Source organism: Scrofimicrobium canadense (genome assembly GCF_009696615.1).
Classification (GTDB): Bacteria; Actinomycetota; Actinomycetes; order Actinomycetales; family Actinomycetaceae; genus Scrofimicrobium; species Scrofimicrobium canadense.
Window position 1 is genome coordinate 67,116 of the sequence record NZ_VULO01000012.1, and the last position, 20,259, is coordinate 87,374.

15 protein-coding genes are annotated in these 20,259 nt (G+C 53.3%); 11 read left to right on the forward strand and 4 right to left on the reverse strand.

What is annotated here, in order from left to right; all coding sequences use genetic code 11:
- Positions 1-91 precede the first annotated feature (91 nt).
- On the forward strand, positions 92-739 hold the full coding sequence (mobA, locus tag FYJ24_RS10230) for a molybdenum cofactor guanylyltransferase (RefSeq protein ID WP_154546076.1): 648 nt from the start codon (positions 92-94) through the stop codon (positions 737-739).
- A 17-nt stretch (positions 740-756) separates the two neighbouring features.
- On the opposite strand, the gene moaA is transcribed toward mobA, so the two are convergent.
- The 3 genes from moaA to FYJ24_RS10245 form a co-directional block, all read right to left on the reverse strand.
- Positions 757-1,746: a GTP 3',8-cyclase MoaA gene (gene moaA / locus FYJ24_RS10235; RefSeq protein WP_206192647.1), complete on the reverse strand. Its 990-nt coding sequence runs from the start codon at positions 1,744-1,746 to the stop codon at positions 757-759.
- A 26-nt stretch (positions 1,747-1,772) separates the two neighbouring features.
- Positions 1,773-2,309 carry a MogA/MoaB family molybdenum cofactor biosynthesis protein gene (locus FYJ24_RS10240; RefSeq protein WP_154546080.1) on the reverse strand — a complete coding sequence of 179 codons (537 nt, stop codon included), beginning with the start codon at positions 2,307-2,309 and terminating at the stop codon, positions 1,773-1,775.
- Positions 2,310-2,420: 111 nt separating this feature from the next.
- Positions 2,421-2,705 (reverse strand): DUF2249 domain-containing protein, encoded by a 285-nt coding sequence (locus FYJ24_RS10245; RefSeq protein ID WP_206192648.1) that lies wholly within the window; start codon positions 2,703-2,705, stop codon positions 2,421-2,423.
- Between the two features lie 259 nt (positions 2,706-2,964).
- Here FYJ24_RS10245 and FYJ24_RS13020 point away from each other — a divergent pair, with 259 nt between their 5' ends.
- Together FYJ24_RS13020 and FYJ24_RS13025 are read left to right on the forward strand one after the other, a co-directional pair.
- Positions 2,965-3,234 (forward strand): ATP-binding cassette domain-containing protein, encoded by a 270-nt coding sequence (locus tag FYJ24_RS13020; RefSeq protein ID WP_225872116.1) that lies wholly within the window; start codon positions 2,965-2,967, stop codon positions 3,232-3,234.
- The gene (locus FYJ24_RS13025) at positions 3,192-3,557 is read left to right on the forward strand and encodes an ATP-binding cassette domain-containing protein (RefSeq protein WP_318656652.1); all 366 of its coding nucleotides are present in this window, start codon (positions 3,192-3,194) and stop codon (positions 3,555-3,557) included. Before FYJ24_RS13020 ends, FYJ24_RS13025 begins: the two co-directional genes overlap by 43 nt.
- Here FYJ24_RS13025 and FYJ24_RS10255 read toward each other — a convergent pair.
- Positions 3,496-4,518 carry a LacI family DNA-binding transcriptional regulator gene (locus FYJ24_RS10255; protein WP_206192649.1) on the reverse strand — a complete coding sequence of 341 codons (1,023 nt, stop codon included), beginning with the start codon at positions 4,516-4,518 and terminating at the stop codon, positions 3,496-3,498. The two genes, FYJ24_RS13025 and FYJ24_RS10255, sit on opposite strands and share 62 nt — an antisense overlap.
- A 181-nt stretch (positions 4,519-4,699) precedes the next feature.
- Between FYJ24_RS10255 and FYJ24_RS10260 the strand changes: the two genes are divergently transcribed.
- From FYJ24_RS10260 to FYJ24_RS10295, 8 genes are all read left to right on the forward strand, one after another.
- A complete protein-coding gene (locus tag FYJ24_RS10260) occupies positions 4,700-5,659 on the forward strand; it encodes a carbohydrate ABC transporter permease (protein ID WP_154546084.1) in 960 nt (319 codons plus the stop codon).
- Positions 5,659-6,570, forward strand: coding sequence for a carbohydrate ABC transporter permease (locus tag FYJ24_RS10265; RefSeq protein WP_154546086.1), 912 nt, complete (start codon positions 5,659-5,661; stop codon positions 6,568-6,570). Before FYJ24_RS10260 ends, FYJ24_RS10265 begins: the two co-directional genes overlap by 1 nt.
- Positions 6,571-6,656: 86 nt before the next feature.
- Positions 6,657-8,030, forward strand: coding sequence for an ABC transporter substrate-binding protein (locus tag FYJ24_RS10270; RefSeq protein ID WP_154546088.1), 1,374 nt, complete (start codon positions 6,657-6,659; stop codon positions 8,028-8,030).
- Positions 8,031-8,103: 73 nt separating this feature from the next.
- Positions 8,104-9,876, forward strand: a complete 1,773-nt coding sequence (locus FYJ24_RS10275) for a glycoside hydrolase family 35 protein (RefSeq protein ID WP_154546090.1) — start codon at positions 8,104-8,106, stop codon at positions 9,874-9,876.
- Between the two features lie 46 nt (positions 9,877-9,922).
- Positions 9,923-11,422: an arabinosylfuranosidase ArfA gene (gene arfA / locus FYJ24_RS10280; RefSeq protein ID WP_154546092.1), complete on the forward strand. Its 1,500-nt coding sequence runs from the start codon at positions 9,923-9,925 to the stop codon at positions 11,420-11,422.
- A gap of 232 nt (positions 11,423-11,654) precedes the next feature.
- Positions 11,655-16,004 carry a glycoside hydrolase gene (locus FYJ24_RS10285; RefSeq protein ID WP_154546094.1) on the forward strand — a complete coding sequence of 1,450 codons (4,350 nt, stop codon included), beginning with the start codon at positions 11,655-11,657 and terminating at the stop codon, positions 16,002-16,004.
- Positions 16,005-16,084: 80 nt separating this feature from the next.
- Positions 16,085-17,320 carry an RCC1 domain-containing protein gene (locus FYJ24_RS10290; RefSeq protein WP_154546096.1) on the forward strand — a complete coding sequence of 412 codons (1,236 nt, stop codon included), beginning with the start codon at positions 16,085-16,087 and terminating at the stop codon, positions 17,318-17,320.
- Positions 17,317-20,106, forward strand: a complete 2,790-nt coding sequence (locus FYJ24_RS10295) for a glycoside hydrolase family 43 protein (protein ID WP_154546097.1) — start codon at positions 17,317-17,319, stop codon at positions 20,104-20,106. The genes FYJ24_RS10290 and FYJ24_RS10295 overlap by 4 nt, the downstream gene beginning before the upstream one ends.
- The last annotated feature ends 153 nt before the right edge of the window (positions 20,107-20,259 follow it).

Here is a 20,259-nt window from a genome sequence, read left to right on the forward strand (position 1 = left end):
AAAGTTGAAGAATCGAGTTTCATGTTCGTGTGGGGTGTTGATCGGTGGGTATGATGCGAGAGAAACTAAGACTAGTGAATGTAGGATTTTCATGGCTACGCGAGCCAAGGAACACATTGCTGCAGTCGTCCTTGCGGGAGGCGCTTCCCGCCGTCTTGGGATGAACAAAGCGACAGCACCCGTTGGTGGGACGTCTCTACTGAGCCTTGCAGTTGCTGCCGTCGAGTGGGCTTCCCTCATCGTTGTCGTTGCTCCCCATCAGACTCTTTGTGACGCATTTCCTGATGGTATTCCTCCCTATGTTGTTCAGACTCTGGAGGATCCGCCTTTCGGGGGCCCGGTGGCGGGAATTGTAGCGGGTGTGAAGAAGGTGGATGAGATAGATAGGGAGAAGACGATTGAACGCGTTGTGCTTGCGTCATGTGATGTGCCTGGTGCGAGTTCGGCCGTTAGTCGCCTCTTAGCTGAGCAGGATCATGCCGAGGGAGTCTGTGCCAATAATGATGAAGGGATACCGCAACTCCTTTTAGGAATCTACAGTGCCAGTTTTCTTCGCATGCGTGTGGCAGCAGTGGGATCGGGGCGGGGGATGTCTGTGCGGAGTTTTATCGGACAGGCGTCGTTGCAAGGCGTGAGTGTTGAGCAAGGGGCAGCTCGGGATGTGGATACGCCCGGAGATCTCCGATGGGCGCGGCGTTGGGCAGCGACCAAGTGTTCGCAATCGTCTATCGATAATTGAAGCTCACTGATCGCGATTTATCCGCCGATCTGACTCATACCTTTCTTGGGGCGAACATAGTCTGCCTGCCCAACTGAGTGGCCCGGGCCTTTACCCAAGGTTGCCAGGGCCATAATCCTGAGTATTGCTTGGGTATCTGCCCCGTTTCGCAAGCTTTCTCGAAGGTCAGTTTCGTCATCGCTGAAAAGACAGGTCCGCATTTTTCCGTCCGCCGACAATCGAAGGCGGTCACAATCCCCGCAGAAAGGATTCGTTACCGAAGCGATAATGCCCACTGTTCCACCGTCATCAATTCGCCACCGTGCGGCTGGGGCGCTTTTCCGATTTGGCATCTCGGTCAGGGTATATCGCTGCGACAATTCTCTAAGAATGTCAGCCTGCGTAACAATAGTGTCCGCATCCCACGCTGAAATCCCCAGCGGCATGTGCTCGATAAACCGCAACTCATACCCGTTTTTCAGGGAGAAATCAGTAAGGTCCAGGATCTCGTCATCGTTCACCCCCGGCATGATCAGGGTGTTGATTTTGATAGGGGTGAAACCGGCATCTTTAGCAGCATGTAACCCATCAAGTACCTGTTCGAGGCTATTTCGCAGGGTTAACTTAGCGAATCTTTCGGGACGGAGGGTGTCGAGAGAAACATTGAGTCGATTGAGGCCGGCTTCCTTGAGGCGTACAGCAAAGCGCGGGAGAAGTACCGCATTGGTAGTCATAGATAGGTCAACGGGGTCCTCGGCCGTTGAAAGGGTCGCCAACCGTGCGACAATATCGACCACTTCGGGACGTATCAGTGGCTCACCACCCGTTAGTCGAAACTCTCGAATACCTGCACTGTACGCAGCTTTAGCCAGGAAATAGATTTCTTCGGGGGATAGCAGGTCATCCTTTGCTATCCAGGGAAGCCCCTCCGCTGGCATGCAGTACGTACAGCGTAACTGGCATTTATCTGTGATTGAGATACGCATACTGCGATGGACTCGGCCGTAGGAGTCCACTAACTCGGTCACCGTGCCTTGTGGCAATGTGGGATGCATCAGTCTAGTACCTCGGTGACAGCCATTTCGTGAGGGCGGTATCCTCCTGCAGAATCGTCAGTTCCATCAAGTTGAGAAAAGAGATGAGGGAGAAGTGGGGCAACCGTGGTCATAACACACTCGACCGCGCGAAGGCTGCCGGGAGCGTTGATGATAAGCGTCTTGGGAGAATCCTTGGTAAGGCCCACGAGGCCTCGGCTGAGGGCAGCCAGAGGTGTTTGCTCAAGTGAGGCAGCTGTGATGAGCTGAGCCAAAGCTGGAAGTGGTCGGTGAATAAATGGTGCAGTAGCCTCAGGTGTGATGTCTCGTGGCCCTATTCCGGTGCCTCCCGACGTGACTATGAGCCTTGCGCCTTGGTCGAGGGCTTCTGCTAATGCGGCACGTATCTTCGACTCGTCATCGTCAATAATGGTTGCCGATGCACAGCTGAACCCGCAGTCACGCAGTGATCGGACGAGGAACTCTCCTGATGTATCGGTCTCTATGCCGTCCGCGCACCGGTCAGAAGCAACAATGACTGCGGCAACTGGCCGCATACAACCACCTCATGACTTTTGTTTATCACGCTCTTATCGGGTTAATAGACTACGTTAGATTCCTTTGTGATGGGCTACTTGTGGGATAGGTGCGGTTGCCGTTTGTTTCGCCTATTGACGAGTGATCAAGAGTTTCCACTCAGTTGGACCTTCTTCCACATACTCAACGGTAATGGGGAACCGCGACTCAAGTTCGGCCAATAGTGGGAGAGGCTTATGTGGAGCGACGAGTATGAGTGAGCCGCCTGGGGCAACCGCGTCGAATGCGCCGTGAATCGTTGCATGGCGGATTTGATGAGGAATAGTGCGGACGTCCAAAACGGGAATATCGGTTGCGGTTTCATGGCACCCGCATGACTTTGGCTTATTACTTTGAATCTCTACGAATTCGCTCACGGCATCTACTTTCTTATGAGTATTGCGCAGGATGCCCCTGTCAGGACCCGGCTTGATTAAATACTATCATTTTAGTTTAAAAAATCTAAAACTCTCTGAGAGCCGCAATAGTCGTGGATATTGAGACGGTGCGATGATCTGCATCTATGACAAATGTCATCGCTCATCTGTGAGGTCATCACAGAAAGCAATGACGCTGATCAGGGCTTTCTCGTAGTGGAGTGCCCTAGTGTCAAAGTAGGCGAGCGAAAGGCCACACATGAGCGTGATAAAAGTCTTGGACGTGAAAAGAACCTACGGCAAAGGACGGGACGCTTTTACTGCTGTCGACGGAGTAACGTTTCAGGTGGAAGCAGGTGAACTTGTTGCAATTCTTGGGGTCAATAGTACGGGCAAAACATCACTTGTCGAAGTCATTGAGTGCCTTGCGCCGGCGTCTTCGGGCGTGGTGAAAGTACTGGGCTATGATCCAATCCGTCAGCGATCGTGCGTGTTAAGGCGCTTTCTGGTGGTGAACGGCGCCGACTAGATCTTGCAATGGCCACTCTAGGGAACCCCCAGGTTCTTTTTGTTGACGAGCCGACAACTGGTCTTGATCCTGCTTCGCGTCAACGAACCTGGGAACTTGTGCGGATGATGTTGCGCGGGGGAACCTCGGTTCTGCTTACCACCCACTACCTTGAGGAGGCAGAAGAGCTTGCTGATCGTGTCCTCATGATGTCTTCTGGGAAAGTTGTTGCATCGGGAACCGTTGCCGAAGTTGTAGCTGCCCAACCATCAACCATCAGTTTTACAGATGACGGAGGGCTTCTTCCTCGCGAGGTGGAGGGGCGCAGGATTCTCTCTCGATGAGTGCGGTGGGGAGCACTGTGCGGCCTGGGCTCTCTCCATCAAGAAGTTTCAACACAGATGACAGTGCCTCTTTGCCGATACGCTCCCAATCTTGGGATACGGTTGTTAGCGGGGGAGGGAACGCTGAAGATTCATCGATGTTGTCGAAGCCGATGACGGAAATATCGTCGGGGATGCGAAGTCCTTTTTCTATCACCGCGCGGTATAGCCCAAGTGCCATCTGATCGTTGGCGACGAAAACGGCAGTCGGTTGCGATTCGTCAAGGAGTGTGCGGCCCAGAGTGTATCCCGAATCTGGTGTCCAGTCACCGTGCAGAGGTGGAACCACTTTCCGTGCGCGCTGAGTGAGCGTGTCACGCCAGGTTGCTTCGCGGGATCGCGCGGAATACGACTCTTGTGGTCCCGCAATGTGATAGACGGTGTCATGTCCCAGGTCTAGCAGCGTATTGACTGCCTGCCTGGTCCCAATCGATTGATCAAAATCCACAGTGCTAACATCGCTAAAGATGGGCGGACCTAATATGACGCTGGGTAGATCGGCGGGCAGCTTCCAATCAGGTTGGTGATAGAAATCCGATGGGACAATGGCAATTGCTGCGTCAATGAGCATCTCACCCAGACGTGTGAAAGCGCCGTCTGCCGCATTTCGGGTTTCCGCATCCAATGGCATGAGGGTGATCGTGTACCCCTTATGGGCAGCAATTTCAGAGATAGCCTCAAGGGTACGGTGGTTTCCTACGGGGTGTAGGCTCTCATAGATCACGCCTATAGTGCGAAACATTCCGCTTTTCATGGCGCGCGCGGCCGAGTTGGGGCGATACCCGAGTTCGCGCATTGCAGCTAGAACTCGCTCACGTTTCTCTTTGGACACGTAGGGGGCACCATTCGATACTCGTGACACTGTTTGCGCTGACACTCCTGCGTGTCTGGCAACGTCGCTCATTGAAGGCCGTTTCGCCATTTTTTCTGATCCTACCGTCACTGTGAAGCACGCTTAATCTACTTGTAACCTAGCGTAGCTTGACACGCTGGGAAGCTACTGGCAGTCTAATAGTAACCCAATTGGTTGCGTAAACAGATAACTTCTACACTTCTCTGGTTGCGTAACCATATGTCTAGCGAATAGGGCAGGTAATGACGCCATGATGACACAAGCAACGGCGACACTTGCACCGGGAAGTGCTGCTTCATCCGGGAATACGAAGAAAAAAGGTCGTCAGCGTATGACATCTTCGCGTCGACAGGCCCGATCGGGATGGATGTTTGTTCTCCCTTTCTTGGTCGTCTTTATCGCGATGATTGTCATCCCAGTTGTCTATTCTCTCTACTTGAGCTTCTTTCGCGACCAGTTAGTCGGGGGCAATGCGTTTGTCGGCTTGTCGAACTATGCGACTTTGTTTCAAGATGGCAAGTTCTGGTCTGGGCTCGGGCACGTCTCGATCTTCTTCGTCGTTCAGGTTCCTATCATGCTGGGGTTGGCGTTGGTGGCAGCTTTGGCAATAGATTCGGTTCGCCTCTATGGCCGAGGTTTCGTCCGCATTGCGGTATTTCTTCCGTATGCGGTGCCTGGAGTAGTAGCTGTGCTTATCTGGGGTTTCATTTACGGCGACCAGTTCGGTCTCGTTGCATCAATCAACCAGTTCTTGAACTCGGATTGGCTCCAACCGCTCTCCAGTGAATGGATACTGGTTTCCATCGGAAACATTGTGACCTGGGAGTTCATGGGTTACAACATGCTCATCATCTACTCGGGATTGAAGACTATTCCCACCGAACTGTATGAGGCTGCCGAAATTGATGGTGCGTCCCCATTTCAGATCGTTAAATCAATCAAGATTCCTGCAGTGCGTGGCCCACTCCTAATAACTCTCATCTTCTCGATTATCGGAAGTTTCCAGCTATTCAACGAGCCTAATCTCCTCAAACCGCTGCGTGACGGCGTGATTTCTAGCTATTACACGCCCAACATGTACGCCTACAACCTTTCAATCGCGGGTGGCCAATACAACTACGCGGCGACGGTTGCCATCGTCATGGGAATCCTCACCGCAATCATTGCCTACACCGTACAAATGCGCAGTGTGAAATCGGAGGCCAAGTGATGACTGTCAATACCATTCACCCACAGGTGCGCAAAGGTCGTTCTCGTAAAGTAGCTGCCCAGGGCAGGACTATTAGGAAGTCCCCGGCGCTCGGCCTCCTCATGTTTTTCTTTGTTCTCTACACTGTGATCCCCTTGCTGTGGCTATTGATCAATGCAACGAAGAGCCAAGGCGATTTGCTTTCAACATTCGGCTTGTGGTTCGGGAAAGACTTCAATCTCTTTGACAATATTTATGAGACCTTGACCTATCGCGACGGTATCTTCGCCAAATGGCTGCGCAATACCTTGTTGTATGTCGTGGTTGGAGCAGGCGGAGCCACGTTGCTGGCTGCCCTAGGAGGATACGGTCTAGCAAAATATAAGTTCCGAGGACGCGGCGCAGTGTTTGCGGCGGTCATCGGCGCTGTAGCAGTACCAGGAACAGCTTTAGCGGTCCCAACATTCCTGCTTTTTGCACAGATCGGACTTACCAACACTCCCTGGGCCATTATCCTTCCATCACTTGTCAGTCCCTTCGGTCTATACCTGATATGGACCTATGCAAAGGACGCGATTCCAGATGAACTTCTTGAAGCTGCACGCATGGACGGCGCGGGAGAACTGCGTATCTTTTTCACAATCGCATTGCGCCTGTTAGCTCCGGGTGTGGTCACGGTATTACTGTTCGCAATCGTGGCAACATGGAACAATTATTTCCTCCCTCTCATCATGCTTTCAGACCCTGAGTGGTATCCGCTCACTGTGGGACTTAGCCAATGGAATTCACAAGCAAACGGATCCGCGGCAGAACCGATCTACAACTTGGTTGTGACGGGATCACTATTGACGGTCATTCCGATCGTATTGATCTTCTTACTGTTACAACGCTACTGGGAATCTGGCTTAGCTGCCGGCAGCGTCAAGCAGTAGAAGTCTGAGTGGCAACCGGGCTCTCAGAAATCCCTTAAGAAAACCTGTGAACCAGCAGAAAACAAAAGAAAAGGAAACCTACCGTCATGGTACGTAAATACACACGGAGTCGGGTCGGGTCAATGGTGGCCCTACTTGGCGTTGCCTCGCTGGCATTAGTAGCTTGTGGGGGAGCCAAAGATGCTCCTTCTTCAAACGCCAATCAATCAGGAGATGCTGTTGCTCCTTCGAGTGATGTCCTCGAAGAGGCGCTAGAAAAGGGAGGTGAGCTCACCTACTGGACATGGACGCCCTCTGCGGAAGCTCAGGTTGCGGCTTTTGAAGCCAAATATCCCAACGTCAAGGTCAACGTTGCCAATGTAGGAACGAACACCGAGCAATACACTAAACTTCAAAATGCGATTCAAGCAGGCTCAGGTGCTCCCGATGTGGCCCAGGTTGAGTACTACGCAATACCGCAGTTCTCTTTGTCGGATTCTCTTGTCGATCTCTCAGAGTACGGTTTTGGCGATTTGGCTGATCAATACACTCCTGGACCGTGGTCATCAGTCACTGAAGGCGACAAGGTTTGGGGACTTCCCCAAGACTCAGGCCCCATGGCACTCTTCTACAATAAGGCAGTATTCGATGCTGCAGGCATCACTGAAGCCCCCAAGACTTGGGATGAATTTGCCGAAGCAGCGAAGAAAATCAACGAACATGACTCTTCGGTCTACATCACCAATGACTCTGGCGATGCAGGTTTCACGACTTCGATGATCTGGCAGGCTGGGGGACACCCATTCTCTGTTGAGGGGACCGACGTCACTATCAATCTGCAGGACGAGGGGGCGAAGAAATGGGCCGACATGTGGAGTCCGCTAGTCGAAGACGGTCTGATTTCACCCATTGCAGGGTGGTCAAATGAGTGGTATCAAGGCCTTAACCAGGGCAAAATAGCCTCATTGATCACGGGAGCATGGATGCCCGGCACGCTGATGAGCGCGGTCGAAGAAACAGCTGGGGATTGGCGGGTGGCTCCAATTCCAACATACGACGGAACAGCAGCTAATGCTGAGAACGGTGGCGGCGGCCAGGTAGTCGTCAAACAGTCTCAGAATCCTGAGTTGGCAGCTGCCTTCCTCAAGTGGCTCAACAACGATCCGGAATCAATCAAGATCTTCCTGGAATCGGGTGGATTCCCTGCCACCGTGGCTGACCTGGAATCGGAAGAATTCCTATCACAGACACCTGAGTATTTTGGCGGTCAAGAGATCAACAGAGTCTTGGCTGCTGGCGCATCTGACGTTCTCGCGGGCTGGAATTACCTGCCCTACCAGGTGTATGCCAACTCTATCTTCGGTGACACAGTGGGTAGCGCGTATGCCAATAAGACCGATATCAATGCGGGGCTCAAGGCTTGGCAGGAAGCATTGGTTGAATACGGCAATGCTCAGGGATTCACAGTAACCGGCGAATAGCTGCTGGTGCTGTAAAGAACGACTGTGGGGCGGTCACTAGGCCGCCCCACTCAAACAAGGAGATTTAGGGCGTATGTCCGCTACTTTCGCAGTGGTTGGTAACCAGTTCCAGTTGGATGGTCAACCTTTTCAAGTGCTTTCGGGAGCCATTCACTATTTCCGGGTTCCTCGCGCGTATTGGAGAGACCGTATTCATAAAGCCCACCAGATGGGGCTGAATACAATCGAGACCTATGTTCCCTGGAATCTTCACGAACCACGCCGCGGTGAGTGGATCGACACTGACATGCTGGACCTGGCAGGTTTCCTGGATGCTGTTGCGGATGAGGGCATGAAGGCGATTGTGCGGCCTGGCCCGTTCATTTGTGCAGAGTTCAACGGTGGAGGGCTGCCAGGATGGTTGTCCGATTCAGGGCGCATTCCAGTTCGCGGATCCGATCCGCGGTATTTGGAGCCCACCCTTGAATACCTGGACACGGTGTACGGCATCGTTGCACCGCGGCAAATTGATCGTGGCGGGCCGGTAATCCTCGTCCAAATTGAAAACGAATACGGAGCCTACGGCGAAGACGCGGTCTATTTGCGCACCTTGGTGGATGCCACTCGATCAGCGGGAATAACAGTGCCATTGACGACTGTTGACCAGCCAAGGCCAGAAATGTTGCAGCGGGGGACTCTGCCTGATCTTCTAGCGACAGCGTCGTTTGGTTCTCGCACCCGAGAGCGCCTACAGAATCTGCGAGAGGTTCAGCCTACGGGCCCATTGATGTGCTCTGAGTTTTGGGACGGATGGTTCGACCAGTGGGGAGACTACCACCATGTCACCTCGGCTACAGACTCAGCAGCTGAGCTTCGGACACTGCTGGAGTTGGGGGCAAGCGTCAACATATATATGGTGCATGGGGGCACCAATTTCGGTTTCACCAATGGAGCTAATGACAAGGGACTCTATCGACCCATCGCTACTTCGTATGACTATGATGCTCCTTTGGATGAGGCGGGACACCCGACTGAAAAGTACTGGGCATTTCAGGATGTTCTGAAAGATTTCACCGACCAGAAAGTGGGTCAGCCTGAGGGATTCCACCCGGCTCCGACCCCCCAGCCTCGCGAGATTGCTAGAGCTCGGTTTTTGTCAGCAATCGACTCGTCGAATGCGTGGCGTCGCTTCACTGAACTGCCTACCATGGACCAGGTAGAACACTATCAGGGGTTCATGGCTTACCGTGCTTCCTTCGCCCCCCTGGTCGGCGAGCAAATTCTGGAGTTTGTGGATGTTCGGGACAGAGCTGTTGTCTTCGCTGATGGCCGAGTGTGCGGTGTTATCGAAAGAATGGATAACCAAAACTCGATCCTCCTTCCCGGGGGAACGAGTTCTGTAACTTTGGTCGTCGAGGACCAGGGAAGAGTGAATTACGGTCCACGTATTGGTGAAGCCAAGGGACTCATTGGACCAGCCCTTATTAGTGGACGAGAAGTTACCGAATGGGAGATTATGCCACTTCCTTTCGAGCAAGGGGAGCAAGCTACAGCCCTGGTGGAGACTTGGGAGAATAACAACAGTAGTGAGCCTGTCGTCGAACCAACACTGCTTCAATATCAGTTTGAGTGTGACCAGCAAAACGACTTGTTTTTCAGTATCCCTCCCTGGCAGCACGGATTGTTGTGGATCAATGGGTACTTGCTAGGGCGCTTCAATTCACGGGGACCACAGAAGACCTTGTATGTGCCAGGGCCACTGTTGCGCCCCGGAAAGAACGACATCCTTATTCTGGAAATGGGTTCCACACCACGACCACGCGTAGCATTTTCCGCCAGCCCTGACCTAGGACCAATAGATTGGTGAGCACCATCGTTGCCGACCTGACCCCGAGATTGAGGATGTAGTCACTATGCTTTCTGCCACTATTACCACTCACCATGACTTCCGAGTAGCTCCAGTTGACCGCAAGCTATTTGGGGCTTTCGTAGAGCATTTGGGGCGTTGCGTCTACACAGGAATTTACGAGCCGGAACATCCTGAATCTGACGATAGAGGTTTCCGCAAGGATGTCATAGACGCGGTGAGAGACTTGGGGATTTCCACAGTGAGATATCCAGGCGGCAATTTCGTTTCAGGCTACCGGTGGGAGGACGGTGTCGGGCCCCTTGAACGACGCCCAGTTCGCCTCGATTTGGCCTGGCATACGACTGAAACAAACGAATTTGGAACGAACGAATTCATGGAATGGGCTTCGCGCGCAAGCATTGAGCCCATGATGGCTGTCAACTTGGGTACTCGCGGCATTATGGAGGCGGTTGACCTTCTGGAGTATTGCAATGGCGGGACTCACACCGCGTTAGCTGACCTGCGTCGATCTCATGGCGCTGAGAAGCCTTACGGGATCACTATGTGGTGTTTGGGCAATGAGATGGATGGCCCATGGCAGACGGGCCATAAGACCGCCCAAGAATACGGCCGTTTAGCGGCAGAAACTGCTCGGGCGATGCGCGCAGTAGATCCAACATTGCAACTAGTGGCATGTGGATCATCGAACTCGGGAATGCCCACGTTCGGGCGGTGGGAGTATGAGGTTCTTCAAGAAACGTATGAGGACGTCGACTTCATATCCGCTCATAGCTACTATCAAGAACATGATGGCGACTTGGGTTCCTTCCTTGCCTCCGCCGTCGATCTCGATGGATTTGTGGAATCTGTTGCGGCCACCATTGAGGCAGTGCGGGCTCAGAAGCGTTCACAGAAACGCGTCTATATCTCTTTAGATGAATGGAACGTTTGGTATCAATCTCGTCAAGATGAGCAAGTTCCGCAAGGTGATGATTGGCCAGTTGCTCCCAAGCTCTTAGAGGACAACTATTCGGTTGCGGATGCAGTGGTAGTAGGCTCCCTGTTGATCTCGATACTCCGACATTCCGATGTCATCAAATCTGCGTCGTTGGCGCAGTTGGTCAACGTGATTGCCCCCATCATGACTGAGCCTGGCGGAAAAATGTGGAAGCAGACTACATACCATCCGTTCCAGCACGTCTCTCAGATGGCGCGTGGTGAAGTTTTGCAGACGCTCATTTCTAGCCCTACATACGAAACCAACAGATACGGAGACGTCGATGTATTGGATGCGGTGAGCGTGGCCAACGATTCGGAAGAAGTGGTTTTTGCGGTCAACCGCAGTCAGCATGAACAAATGGAGCTGACAGTCAGATCAGGCCATAAGGTGCGATCTGTGCAGGCGACAACGTACGCGTCTGCTGACCCCTATTGGAAAGCAGGGCCTTCTGATGACGCGAGTGTGCTTCCGGTGGTGAATGCGACTGCTCGCATAGAGGGAAAATGCGTCAAGGTGACATTGCCGCCGGTGTCTTGGAATGTGATCAGAATGCCGCAAGCGTGATCTCTGAAGCATCCACCGACGAAATAGGAGAGCAGGTGAAGATACAGATCGTAGAACTATTGGTTTGACAGTAACGCTTCTGGCCCATCAACAGTTGTGGACTGCCGATTTCCTTCCTCAGGGACGGCGGGGACTAATCATGCGTGGGAGCAAAGACGCTTCTATTTTTACGTAACCATTTTATCGATCTTTGAACCACTGAACACCATCACAAAGAAGAGAAGGAGTAAAGGTGAATTTTAGGCGCACAACCCTCCCACGTGTTACGAGCCTTGCATTGGCTGCGGTCATGGCTGTGGGGTGGGGAATCTCGGGGCCAGCGGCGGTGCCCGCACAGGCTGCTCAAAACGAATCTACAGTGACCATCACCCCGAATCCGTCCTACCGAGGTCGGGAATTTCAAGGATGGGGAACGTCATTAGTGTGGTTTGCGAATGCTACGGGAGACTATCCGGAACCACTCAGAAGTGAGCTGTATGAGAAAGTCTTTTCCGCCGAGGGTATGAATCTCAATATTGCCAGGTACAACGTCGGCGGTGGCAATGCTTCCGATGTGCCTGACTATTTGCGCTACGGTGCTGCCGTCGAGGGGTGGTGGGCCCCCAATGACGACCCAGAGTCAGGGCCACTATCGACATACGACCAAAGAGATCTGTTCTTGGAGCAATGGGATCCCACCGAAGATTCCAGCTACAACTGGAATGCTGATCAAAGCCAGCGTTGGTGGGTTGGGGAACTCGCGGAAAAGCGAGATGACATGGTGTGGGAGGCGTTTAGCAACTCTCCTCCCTACTTTATGACTAACAGCGGATTCGTAACGGGAAACTTTAATAGCAGGCATGAGCAAGTCGCAACCGTTCACGATGCGCCAACGAAGTTTGCCGAGTATCTTGCTGCAGTTGTCTCGCACATGGAGCAGACGTACGGTATCGAGTTTACGAGTGTTGACCCATTCAATGAGCCCTGTGCTGGCTATTGGGGAACGACCATTGTGGAAGGAGAACAGTGGCCGAGAAAAGGGGGCACCGTTCAAGAAGGCGCCCAGATCTGCCCGGGGGAGGGCGAGGGACAGCAGCAAAGTATTATCGCTAAACTATCCCAAGCCCTAGCTGGGCGAGGCGTTGACGCACGTGTTGCGGCTAATGACGAGACTAACCCGGCGAACTTCAATCGAGCGTGGGCACAGTATTCACCGGACATTCGTTCTCTGGTCGGGCAAATTAATGTCCACACGTATGGGACGGGCGGAATACAGCAGGCACGCGACATAGCAAAAGCCAACGACCGGCCACTGTGGATGAGTGAAGTTGGCGGAGATTTCTTGCAAAAACGCGACGAGAACGGAGCCGTCATTAGGGAATTTGACCCAGTGCATTTTTCTGCTGCCGTTGGATTCGCACAAAAGGTCATCTCTGACTTGCGCCAACTGGAGCCCGACAATTACGTGTTCTGGCAAGAAATTGAAGACTACTACAACATGGAGAAGGTCGAACGACTGAATTGGGGTTCTGTTTTCGTTGATTTTGACTGCAACGATAGTGTTGAAACGCGCGGATATTCGACTCGTCGGCTGGAAGACGCCGGGTGGGTGAGTGGCGAAGAGCTGCCTGAGAGTGCCAAATGTGAGATCGTGACCAACTCAAAATACAATGCGATGCGAAATTTCACCCACTACATCACACCCGGATCGCATCTCATCGCTGTCGATGAGCACAACACTACGGCTGCGATTACCCCTGAAGGGCTCCGCCTGGTCCATGTCAATCCCAGCAGTGAACCACAGGCAGTGACTGTAGATCTTTCAAACTTTGACACATTTGCCACCGGAGCAACGGTCACTCCCGTCGTTACCACGCAGGCACCCGGACCTAACAATTTGGAGGGCAATGCCCTGGTAGAGGGGACTCCAGTAGCAATAGCCGACGAGGAAGCCACTATTACGGTCCCTGGCATGTCCGTCACAACATTCGTTGTGGATGGGGTCAGCGGCATTGCCGACGATGCTGAACTCATTGGCGATGGGAAGACCTATGTGGTCAATGGGAAGAAGAGTGGGAAGCCACTGACTGGTACAGAGCGAGGTGTCACCATAGAGAATCCCGCAGCCACACCGCAAGACGTGAAGACACAGTTGTGGACGTTCCACCGGCTCAGTGATTCTCCATACGCGGGTGCCCTGCGGTACACCATTGAGAATGGTGACGGTAGATTCCTTGGAGCAACGTCTGCTGGAACGGATCTTCGAGATATTAGTGGTGCTGAGGCTGCTGCCGATTCGGAAACGGTGTGGATACTCAATACGACTGATGCTTCGTCGGTAAGTCTTTTGAATGCATCATTGGAACAGGTCCTTGACGTCAACGGAGAATCGAATCAGTCTGGTACACCCGTCGGGACGTGGTCATCATCAGGGGGTGCCCACCAGCAATGGTACGTATATCAGCCCGTTTTGCAGGGAATCCTTCCCAGTCAGAGTGCTACCCCTGTCGGCGTACCGCCTGAGCTTCCCGCCACAGTAGTGCCCCTATATGCGTGGGGGCAGGGAGACCCCGTTCCCGTCTCGTGGGATGTTGATTCTGCTGCGTGGGACAGAGCAGGTGCGGTGGTTCTTCACGGCAGCGGAGAAGACCTTTTTGGGAACCATTTCAACAATGCAGAACTGCTCGTCGACGTGGGACCTCTTGACGTTGCCGATCCATCCTCCGTGACCGTTGCTGCCGGGAACTCGCGTGAGCGAGTGGTTGAGCGGGCCCCAAGAACAGTCACAGCAAGAATGGAAAACTCAGCTGCGACCCACAAGATACCCGTGGCGTGGGATTTCTCAGGAATACCTGACGTTCTTGATGAAATAGGGTTTTACTCAGTTAGTGGAACCGTTGCGCCAGAGGACAACCACGGACGTCCTCTGGAAGCTCGTCTAACGATCATCGTTACCGAACCTTCAAACCGCAATATTTTGACTGCCGAGGGAGTGCAGACAACGGCCTCCTATTCGCAAACTGAATATGAAACCTACGACCCCGCCAATACGCGCAACGGCGACCGCAGTGACAAAGCTTGGTCAACGTGGGGGCCTGGAAGACAATACTCTAGCGACTACCTCGAATATCGTCTTCCGTCTGCGGTAGAGATATCGTCGGCGCAGGTGTTTTTCTACCGTGATGGGACAAACAAGAGCTGGGCCGACACCGTGCGTGCCGAGTACTGGGACGGCGAAGAATGGATAACCGCCGACACCACAAATGTCGATTCCAGCCGTGACCCGCTCACTGTTGACCTCGATTTTGGGGCGGTAATAACAGATAGGGTTCGCATTCATATGGATGCGACGAATTATCTGACCGTCTCCGAAGTTGAACTCTACAGTCTTGATGCCGCCCCCAGCAGTCTGGCTGATCTTGGAGTCGTCTATATCAACAACGTGCCTGTAGAGGGGTTTACTCCTGATCAAACGGAATATCATGTAGACATTCTTGGAAGTGGAACACCCACTATCACCGCGTTGCCTGTCGATAGAGAGGCAACTGTGGAATATGCGTGGAGTGGCGATGTTCTTCTCGTTCGGGTCGTTGCCGCAGACGGGGTTACTCACAAGGAATATCACGTCACCGTGCAACATCAGGTAAACGTCCTCTCGGTTACCATCGACGGAAAACCTGCTGTTGGCGCAGACTTGCGTGCAGTCGTGGCGAGCGATCCTGCCGATGCGACATACACGTTCCAGTGGCTCAGAGATGGGGAAGAAATCAGGGGAGCCACTGCTGATCACTATAGTGTGATCCCCTCAGATCAGGGGCATTCGATTGCTGTCCGAGTGATTGCATCGTCCGATGGATACCTGTCGTCAGAACCGTCCGCTTCACATCCCGATGGGACTGGTCTCGAAATAGGTGTTCTGTCTTCCAACAACTCTTTGGCGTCAATCGTGGTTGGAAGCGAAGAAGTTGCTGGGTTTTCCCCAGAAATAACAGAATATAACGTCACGGTTGTAGGGAGTCTATGGCCTGTGGTAACGGGGATTCCCCAAGATTCTCAGGCACGCGTTGAACACGAATTTGATGACGTGTCGGGGACCGCCTCTATCACTGTGACGGCAGAAAATGGGCAGTCTCGGATCTACCGGGTGCGCATCCAACGTCAAGTAGACGTGACATCCTTGGCTATTGTCGGAAACCCGATACCCGGACAGACATTAGTGGTAGAAACAGATACTGACCCAGATGCAGCTGACATGAGTTTCCAGTGGAATGTGGATGGAGATCCTATCGCAGAAGGCACAACTGAGTCTTTGGTAGTGTTACCGCACTATATCGGCAAGAGTCTGTCGGTCCAGGTAACTGCGTCCCACGCGGGGTACCTACCCGGTACTAGAGAATCTCACCCCGTCACTATCGTAGCGGGCGCGGATGATGGCAATGTTATAGAAGAACTCGGTGACAACGAGGCAAGCGGCGAAAGTCAAGAGCCCAATGAACTGAGTGAAACAGGGGCTCGCGTGGGCATACTTATCGGCGTGGTGGCAGTCTTGCTGATTCTAGGAGTGTGCGCAGCTGGCGCATCATTGCGCCGTCGGGAGCTCTGAGGGTGGCGTGGTGGAGGAATGAGAATCCTTCACCACGGCCCATTGATCTCAAAGAACATGAGTGCGTAAAAGGAAGACGTATGAAAAGAAAAAGTATATTTGCTGCAGCATTGTTGCTCGCTGCAGTCCCCTGGGCGTTGCCTCACGATGCTGAAGCAACAGATCAACGCGAGACATTCCAGAGCGCAGCGAACATGTGGTGGAATGGTCCTGAAAACGTAGGTGCGCCCCCCGAAAGCTTGAACCAAACGTCCTTAGCTGACATTGCTGCAGGAAACAAGCACACGGTGGTGCTCGATTCTGCTGGCACTGTGAATGCCTGGGGTGACAATGGTCAGGGGCAGACAGACATTCCCGCTCGACTGGCAGAAACGACAGTAATCGCGGTGGCTGCAGGCGCGAACCACAGTTTAGCGCTGACTAAAGATGGGGAGGTCATAGGGTGGGGAAGGAACGCTGACGGCCAGATCAGCCCTCCGGAAGGGCTCAAAGCGGCAATGATTGCTGCAGGCGGTAGTGGATCTTTAGCAATCGATCGCGACGGCAACGTGGTGTATTGGGGTGAGACCGCATTTGGTCAAGGTCTTATTCCTCAAGAGGTTGCAGAATCTACTATCACGGATATCGCTGTGGGTAGCGGATTCAACGTAGCTCTTGACTCTGAAGGACATGTGTATGGGTGGGGACGAAATGACTTGGGACAAACGCGTATCCCTGATGATCTGCCACCTGTCAAGGCGATTGCCGCGGGAACTGCCCATACAGTGGCCTTAACCAATGACGGAGAGATATTCGCTTGGGGAGCCCGTAAGGCGAATGCACATGATGACATCCAGCTAAGTGATCAAGGTCAGACCAAGGTTCCTTCCGGGATTGGTTCTGTCATGGCCATTGGAGCGGGTGCCTACCACACCGCCGCGATCACTACTGACGGCACATTGCACGTCTGGGGGTGGGATGAGGCTGGGCCGCAAACCGTAGAACAATTCACGGAGACTCAAGAGAGCTCGGGCGACACCATCAAGGTCGTTGGCGGCGAGAGACATACCCTTGCTGTTGCAGGACTCACGCCAGTCAATGGCGAGACGGCTCCGCCACCTCGTCCAACTCCGGAACCCGGACCTCAGCCCGGAGGAAGCGCCCCTGACAACCCAGATAGCACCATCCCGGACCAAGGAACAGGTGGGCAACAAAGTGACAGTTTATCTAGCACGGGAGCCGTAACACCGATTCTCGCAGGACTTGCAGCGGTACTCGCCTTGGCGGTGGGAATAGGCCTTCTTTCCATCAAGACAAGAAAAGGAAATATCCAATGAGGCATATTTCGACAGCGAAAAGAACTTCTTTCACTCGATTGGCTCTAGGCAGTGTTGCCACTTTGGCGTTGGGACTTGCCAGCATGGTCGCCGCCATTCCAGCACATGCCGACAATTTTTTTCCAGAGTTTACGATTGAGGAACTTATCGAACACGACTACGTTCTTTACTTTGCCAACTCGGGAGCTGCTGAAGTCGATTCTGTCGCTCAAGGCGACTTCATGGGGCTTTACCAGACGCTGACCGACCAAGCCTACGGACCAGACGCAAAAACCGGAGCGTCCTGGGGGTACATAGTTTCAGATACGTCGGATCCACGCGCTAACTCTAACTCTTCCAATGATAAGAAAGCCTCGGTTCGATATGACGCAAAACCGCAGGACACGCCGGTATCCGACTACGAAAAAAGAAACGTAACCTATGCTTTTGGCCTACCCAACGGAACTTATGACGTCACTGTCGGATATCGTATGCCCAGTGGATGGACCGATCGATCCATGGACGTGTACATGGAAGAGACATTTGTAGGCACCCATAAAGCGACAGCGGAGGGAACACAATACGTTCATAAGGGCATTGAAGTAGTTGATGGGGAGCTCAACGTCAGAGTGAACTCCCAACCCGGACGCACCAATAGCTATACGGATCCAGCTGTGGGGTGGATCGAAGTGCGTTTGCCAGTGTCATTTGGCGTTGAAGAGCTGCAAGCTCTCATCGACCTACGCACCTTGAGCGCGGAAGAACGAGCCCGGTATGCTCCTGACAGTCTCATTCCACTCGACGAGGCTCTCGCTAACGCGGCAGCTCTTCTGGAAGGGACGCCCACGCTGGAAGAGATAGCTGAGGCCAGAGCAGCGATCGACAGCGCGTGGGCTCAGCGCCGAGAGATTCTTGATTACGATACGTTTCGTCCGGGGCAGGCGTGGCTAGACACTTCGGGGAAACCCATTCAGGGGCATGGGGGACAGGTTTTGCCGGATCCGGCAGGTAGCGGAAACTATTACTGGTTTGGCGAAGACCGCACTCATGGATACCAGCCCATGGATGGCATCCACGCATACTCTAGCTCTGATCTGTACAACTGGGATGATCAAGGTGTCGTCATGCGGGCGGCTACTAGCCGCGCACAGCTTGATGAAGACCCCTACTTCAGCGACTTATACGCAGACTATACCGACATTCAAAAAGACATTGCCTTCCTCGACTTAGATCGGGACGGGACACTCTACGACCACGGACAAGCCGTGATATTTGAGCGTCCGAAGGTCGCGTACAACAGTGCCACCGACCAGTGGGTGATGTGGATTCACACAGATGGGCCAACCCCGTTCTCGTCAGCGCAATACGCCAAGGCCACTGCAGGTGTTGCAGTCGCAGATGAGCCTTTCGGGCCTTACCGGTATGTGGACTCCTATCGTCTGAACTATGTGCCAGCGGACGATCCTGATAACAAATACCCCAGTCAGCTTGGGATGGCTCGGGACATGAATCTCTTTGTCGACACTGGCGATACGGATTCTGGAGGGGACGAAGCATACATAGTCTATTCTTCGGAAGAGAACCTGACCATGTATGTGTCGTCTCTGGACGCCTCGTACACATTTTTGCAGACATACCCCGATGATGCCGAAAAAGGCGTAGATTTCACCAACAATTGGCCGGGTGGACAGCGCGAGGCTCCCGCCATGTTCAAGTACGACCAGACCTACTACATGATTACATCGGGAGCTACCGGCTGGGACCCGAATCCTGCTGACTATGCCACCGCGAGCAATCCTCTCGGGCCTTGGACACGCCACGGCAACCCAGCCACCGCCGAGAACGGGGGTAAACCTGCGACTACGCATGGATCACAAAGCACTTCTGTCATCACCATCGATGAAGATGCTGGCAAATTCATCTACATGGGAGACCGTTGGACTCCTTCTGACCTAGCCAATGCTCCATATGTATGGTTGCCTCTCGATTTTGGTGAGGAAGAATCTATGAGCCTGCCGTGGATGGATGAATGGAGACTAGAAGACCTTGAAGGGCGCAGCCGATTCAGCTGGGACGCAGAACTCCCTACTGTTGTTGCGCTTGGCGAGGAGCCAAATCTGCCGTCGGAAATCGTAATGAACGAAGGCGGGCAGACCACCACGGCGCAGGTTGACTGGGACACCTCAGAATTGGCATTACCAGGGATTCGGACCATCGAAGGTACAGTTACCTCCTTGTCAGGTAAGTCTAGAACTATCACCGCGAGTGTAGTTGTCGTGCCTGAAGGGCTCAGTCATATCGTTGACTCGGGCGGGGACGGGACTGGGCTTGACTATCTCAAGATAATTGAGGCTGTGCAGGGTGCAGGCATTGAGATTGCGACGTCGGTTCCCGATCAGTCCTACGGGCCAGACCCTGCGACAGGACGTTCGTGGGGGTACGTAGGCGACAATACAGAAGTCAGCGGTTCCGCGTCAGCATCGTGGACAGAAAGTCTCCGGTATGTTCTCTCTAGCGCCGATAACCGCAGCCTGGAATACCGTTTTTCAGGTTTGGAAGACGGGACCTACACGGTCTATGCGGGATTCTATGATCCTTGGTCTCAATGGGCACATGACCGTAGCGCACGCGTTCACATCAATGGTCAAGTAGTGGAGCAAAAACGCCCCATTCCTGCTGAAGAAACTGTGGGGATCTATGCGAACATTCAGCCAGAAGACGGAGAAATCGCATTCGTTCTCGAGCCCGTGGGAGACGGCGAAGGAACAGACGTGCAAGTTTCTTGGCTGATGGTAGCTCGGGACTAGGCGCACGACACTATTCGGATTCTCTGGTCGTCCTTGGGCCCAAACATCGGTCTGTGCAAAGCGCAGTCTTTCACCACATGTAGCTCATGACAAATGTCATGAGCTACATGTGTATTTCTCATAAAAAGCGGTGACGTGCATCAGCGTTAGTGG